This is a genomic window from Inquilinus sp., from assembly GCF_039594555.1.
GTDB lineage: Bacteria > Pseudomonadota > Alphaproteobacteria > DSM-16000 > Inquilinaceae > Inquilinus.
In genome coordinates, this window is sequence record NZ_JBCNNF010000469.1 from 1 (window position 1) to 5,104 (window position 5,104).

A 5,104-nucleotide genomic window follows, 5' to 3' on the forward strand; every position below is an offset into this window, starting at 1 on the left:
GGGTGAACTGCTCCCAATAGAGGTTGTGGTTCCAGGCCTGGCCGGCCTGGTTGAACACGGCCTGGTCCTTGGCCGCGGCCGATTTCACCACCACCTCGGCCAGCGTCATCGCCTCATAGGGCGTGCCGGCGGCGAGCTTGTTGAGCGCGTCGAAATAGGCCTTGTGGTGCTTGCCGTAATGCAGGCCCACGGTCTCGGCCCCGATCACCGGCGCCAGCGCGTCCTCCTTGAACGGCAGCGGCGGCTGCTTGAACGGGCCGGCCGACGGCACCGTGGCGGCGGCCAGCCGGCGGCTTTCGGCGCTGACCGGCCGGGGCAGCGCGCCCGGGGCGCCGCCCGCCGTGACGGCGGCATGGGCCGCGGTGGTGGCGAACATGGCGGCGCCGCCGAGCATCAGGGCTTCACGTCGGTTCATGATCCTCATCCCGGTTTGGACGACCAGACCCTGACAGCAAGCCGGGAGGCCGTTACCTGGCGATGTCAAAGCCCGCCGCGTCGGCTACCGCTGTAAACCGCGGCAGCCCCTAGTCCCGCGACAGCGCCACGACCGGGTCGAGCCGGGAGGCGTTGCGCGCCGGCAGATAGCCGAAGGCGACGCCGATCAGGCTGGAGCAGAGCACGGCGGCGACGATCGAGGCCGGGGAATAGATCAGCGACAGCTCCGAGGTGATGCTGCCGATCATGGCGCCAAGGCCGAGCGCCGCGGCGATGCCGAGCACGCCGCCGATCAGGCACACCAGCACCGCCTCGATCAGGAACTGCTGCAGGATGTCGCCCTGCCGCGCGCCGACAGCCATGCGCACGCCGATCTCCGACACCCGTTCCGACACCGAGACCAGCATGATGTTCATCACGCCGATGCCGCCGACGACCAGCGAGATGACGGCGATCGCCGCGATCAGCAGCGTCAGGATGCTGGTGGTGGCGAGGATGGTGCGGCGGATGTCGTCGGTGTTGAGGATGAAGAAGTCCTTGGCGCCGTGCCGCTTGCTCAGGAAGGCCGTCACCGACCGCGCCGCCTCATCCGTGCCGACCTCGTCGCTGACCCGGACGGTGATGCTGCGCAGCGAGGTGTTGCCGAGGAACCGGGCCTGGACCGTGGTGTAGGGCAGGTACAGCGACAGGTTCTGGCTGCCGCCGAAACCGCCCTCCTGCGTCGCGACCACGCCGATCACCCGGCTCGGCACCGTGCCGACCAGGACGACCTGGCCGATCGGGTCCTCTGCCGCATCCGGGAACAGCGTCTTGCGCGCGCTCTCGTCGATCACGACGTCCTGGGACATGCTGCGCACGGCATCGGCGCCGAACAGCCGGCCCTGCAGCAGCCGGGTGGCACGGACGTCGAAGTATCCGGCGCCGACGCCGTTCACCAGGGCGTTCGCCTCCGTCGCGCCGCGGCGCACCGTCTTCGAGGTGGAGACCGTCGGCGTCACCGCCGCGACATAGGGCTGGCCGGCCAGCGCGTCGGCGTCGGCGACCACCAGGGTGGTGATCTTGGCCGAGCGGACGTCGCCGAAATCCTTGCCGGCGAAGATCTCCAGCGTGTTGGTGCCGAGGCTGGCGATGTTGGCCAGCACCATCTGCTGCGCCCCCTGGCCCAGCGCCACCACCGAGACCACCGAGGCGATGCCGATGATGATGCCGAGCATGGTCAGCAGCGTGCGCAGCCGGTGCGCCTGCATGGTCAGCAGCGCCATGCGGAAGGCCTCGCGCAGGCGGCTGAACCAGGCGCGCCACGGGTTGAGGCCGGCCGCCGGCTTGGCCGCCGGCATCGCGGGCGGGGCCGCGGCATGCTCCTCGACCCGCCGGTCGGAGACGATCTCGCCGTCGCGGATCTCGATGATGCGCTGGGCCCGGCGGGCGACCGCCATGTCATGGGTGACGATGATGACCGTCCGCCCCTCCGCCCGCAGCTCGGACAGGATGCGCAGCACCTCCTCGCCGCTGTGGCTGTCCAACGCGCCGGTCGGCTCGTCGGCCAGGATGACGTCGGCGCCGTTCATCAGCGCCCGGGCGATCGACACGCGCTGCTGCTGCCCGCCCGAGAGCTGCCCCGGGCGGTGGCCGGTGCGGTCGGTCATGCCGAGCCGGCCGAGCAGCGCCGCCGCCCGGCCCTGGCGGTCGCCCGGCCGGCGCCCGGCATAGATCGCCGGGATCTCGACATTGCCGATGGCCGTCAGCTCACCCAGCAGGTGGTAGCGCTGGAAGATGAAGCCGAAATGCTCGCGGCGGAGGGCCGCCAACTCGTCGGCCTCGAGCGCCGCGGTCTCCCTCCCCGAGACCCGGTAGCTGCCGGAGGTCGGCCGGTCGAGGCAGCCGAGGATGTTCATCAGCGTCGACTTGCCGGAGCCCGACGCGCCGACGATCGCCACCATCTCGCCGGCCTCGATGGTCAGGTCGATGTCCTTGAGGGCGGCGATAGTGCCTTCGCCCGAGGGGAATTCGCGCCGCAGGTGCCGCAGCGCGATCAGCGGTTCGGCCATGGCGTCAGCCGCCCGGCGGCGGAGGCGGGCCGGGATCGTTGGCGACGGCAGGGGCCGTGCCCTGCTCGCCGGTCACCACCCGCTCGCCCTGGCTGAGGCCGGACCGCACCTCCGCCCGGATGCCGTTGTCGAGGCCGACGGTGACCTTGCGCTCCGCCACCTTGCCGGCGCCGTCGACCACCCGCACCGTGGCGGTGCCGTCGGTGCCCTTGGCGCCCAGCGCCGCCGAGGGGATGGTCAGGACGCCCTTCGCCTCGCCGAGCACGATGTGGATCTCGGCCGTCATGTATGTGCGCAGGTGGTTGTCCGCATTCGGCACGCTGAACACGCCGATGTAGTAGATCGCCTGCGAAGTGGAGGACGAGCTGCTGGAGCTGGAGCTCGAGGCGCTGATGGTGTTGAAGCTGGAATCGTTGCGGATCGATTCCGGGGCGGGCTCGATCGAATCCAGCACCGCCTGGTAACGGTGGCTGCGCTCGCCCAGGATGGTGAAGTAGATCGGCTGGCCGGGCCTGACCTTGACGATGTCGGCCTCGGAGATCTCGGCCCGCACGGTCATCACGTCCAGGTCGCCGAGAATGACGATGGTCGGGGTCGACTGGACGGCGTTCACCGTCTGCCCTTCCTGGCTGACGATCGACAGCACGGTGCCGTCGATCGGCGCGGTGATCCGGGTGTAGCCGAGATCGACCTGGGCGGTCTCGATCGCCACCTGCCCTTCCAGGATCTGGGCGTCGAGCTGCTCGATCTGCGCCTGCGTCACCTGGACCGCGGCCTGCGCGCTCTCCAGATCCGCCTGCGACGCCGCCCGCTGCGCCGCCATCGATTTCTGGCGGGCCAGGGTCAGCTGGTTGAGGGTCAGCGTCGCCTCCTTCTCCGTGCGCTGGGCCCGGAGATTGGCGAGGGAGGCCTGGGCCGTGCGCAGGCTGTTCTGCTGGGTCACCGAATCGATCTCGGCGACGAGGTCGCCCTTGGCGACCTTCTGGCCCAGCGCGACCTTGAGCGCGGTGATGCGGCCGGAGGCCTGGGCGCCGACCGCCACCAGCCGGGCCGGCTTCAGCGTGCCGGTCGCCAGCACACTCTCCTCGATATCGCCGATAGTGACGGCGGCGGACATCGGCGGGGTGCCCCGGGAAGGAAACAGCCAGATCCGGGCCGCCAAAGCGGCCAGGGCGAGGCCGGCCAGGACGGCGACGACCAGCATGATCCGGCCGCGCGGCCGGCGGCGGCGCCTGGCGGAGGATGGCGCATCCGCCGCCGGGGCGGGAGGGGGAGAGGATTCGATCAGCACCCCGCCTATATACGCATCGCCCGCCGCGGGAGAATGTCCAGGCGTTGCCGGATCTAGGAATTTTTGTGGCGCGGCGTTGCCGGCGGGCCCCTACCTGACCGGACGGGGAGCGGCAAAGCCGGCATCCGCGCCCGATCTCCATACACGCCGGCGGTCGTCGTTTGACGAGAGACGAACGCAGGATTCCCTTCGATCCCCCCGAGTCCGGCAGTGCCGCCCTACTCCGGCGGGCATTCGGCGCCGGTCTCGATCCAGGCGGCGATCAGCGCACCGAGCCTCTCCTGGGTGCCGGGGGCGGGCCGGCGCCCTTCGCCCGGATGCCACGCCCAGGCCACCAGATGGTCCTCGGCCAGGTGCTGCCGGATCTGGGCCAGGCTGCGGCCGCCATTGCGCGCCGGATCCTGGATCTGCCGGCAGATATAGCCGAGCGAATGCCCCTGCCAGCCCATGCTGTCCGGCGCCAGCGACCAGTGCGCGTTGCCCGGGATGGAACGCAGCCGGCTGCCCAGGACGGGCGTGTTCTCCGCCCGATGGCAGGCGCTGCAGGACAGGCCGTCCACCCCGACCCGGGTGGCGCCGCCCTGCATGAAGGGCACATGCGGATGCAGGTCGTCGCCCTGGGTCGGCCTGCCGGTGACCGGGTGGCAGTTCATGCAGCGCGGATCGGTGATGACCTTCGCCGCCTCGGTGAACAGCGCGCGGGAGCGGTCGCCGGTATCCGTGATCGACTGGAACGCGGCGACATCCTGCAGGTGCCGGACCGGTTCCTGGCCCGGGGGCGCGGGATCAGCAACACCCGTCCCGATCCGCAGCGTGATCGCCGCGGAGACGGCCACGGCCAGAACCACCAGCCCGACCTGGCTTGAACGCTTCGGCATGGTCAGGCCCCCCTCAGCAGACGGGTGTCGAGCGGCAGGTCCCGCAGGCGCTTGCCGGTTGCGGCGAAGATCGCGTTCATCAGGGCCGGCGCCACCCCCGGCGTGCCCAGCTCGCCGATCCCGCCCGGCGGCTCGGCGCTGGGCACGACATGGACCTCGATCGGCGGGCATTCGTGGATACGCAGCACCGGCGAGTCATCGAAATTGCCCTCGACGACGGCGCCGCCGGCGATGGTCAGGCGGCCGTACAGCGCGGCGCTCAGCCCGTAGATGATCCCGCTCTCGACCTGCTGCCGCAGGATCACGGGGTTGATGACCTGGCCGCAATCGACGGCGCAGACCATGCGCTCCAGCCTCAGGGCACCGTCCTGGCCGACATGCAGCTGGGCGACCAGGGCGGCGAAGCTGCCGAAATCCGCCGTCAAGGCCACGCCACGGCCACGGCCGGCGCC

Annotated in this window: 4 protein-coding genes and 1 pseudogene; all 5 read right to left on the reverse strand. The window is 70.9% G+C overall.

Annotated features, from left to right (window positions below; all coding sequences use genetic code 11):
- Positions 1 to 415 (reverse strand): annotated as a pseudogene (locus tag ABDW35_RS31855) (hypothetical protein); the annotation flags it as partial.
- Positions 416 to 524: 109 nt separating this feature from the next.
- Positions 525 to 2,483, reverse strand: a complete 1,959-nt coding sequence (locus ABDW35_RS31860) for a MacB family efflux pump subunit (protein ID WP_343717866.1) — start codon at positions 2,481 to 2,483, stop codon at positions 525 to 527.
- Between the two features lie 4 nt (positions 2,484 to 2,487).
- Positions 2,488 to 3,687 (reverse strand): efflux RND transporter periplasmic adaptor subunit, encoded by a 1,200-nt coding sequence (locus tag ABDW35_RS31865; protein WP_343717867.1) that lies wholly within the window; start codon positions 3,685 to 3,687, stop codon positions 2,488 to 2,490.
- Positions 3,688 to 3,992: 305 nt separating this feature from the next.
- On the reverse strand, positions 3,993 to 4,652 hold the full coding sequence (locus ABDW35_RS31870; protein WP_343717868.1) for a hypothetical protein: 660 nt from the start codon (positions 4,650 to 4,652) through the stop codon (positions 3,993 to 3,995).
- A gap of 2 nt (positions 4,653 to 4,654) precedes the next feature.
- On the reverse strand, positions 4,655 to 5,104 hold a 450-nt coding region (locus ABDW35_RS31875), incomplete at its 5' end, for a molybdopterin cofactor-binding domain-containing protein (RefSeq protein ID WP_343717869.1).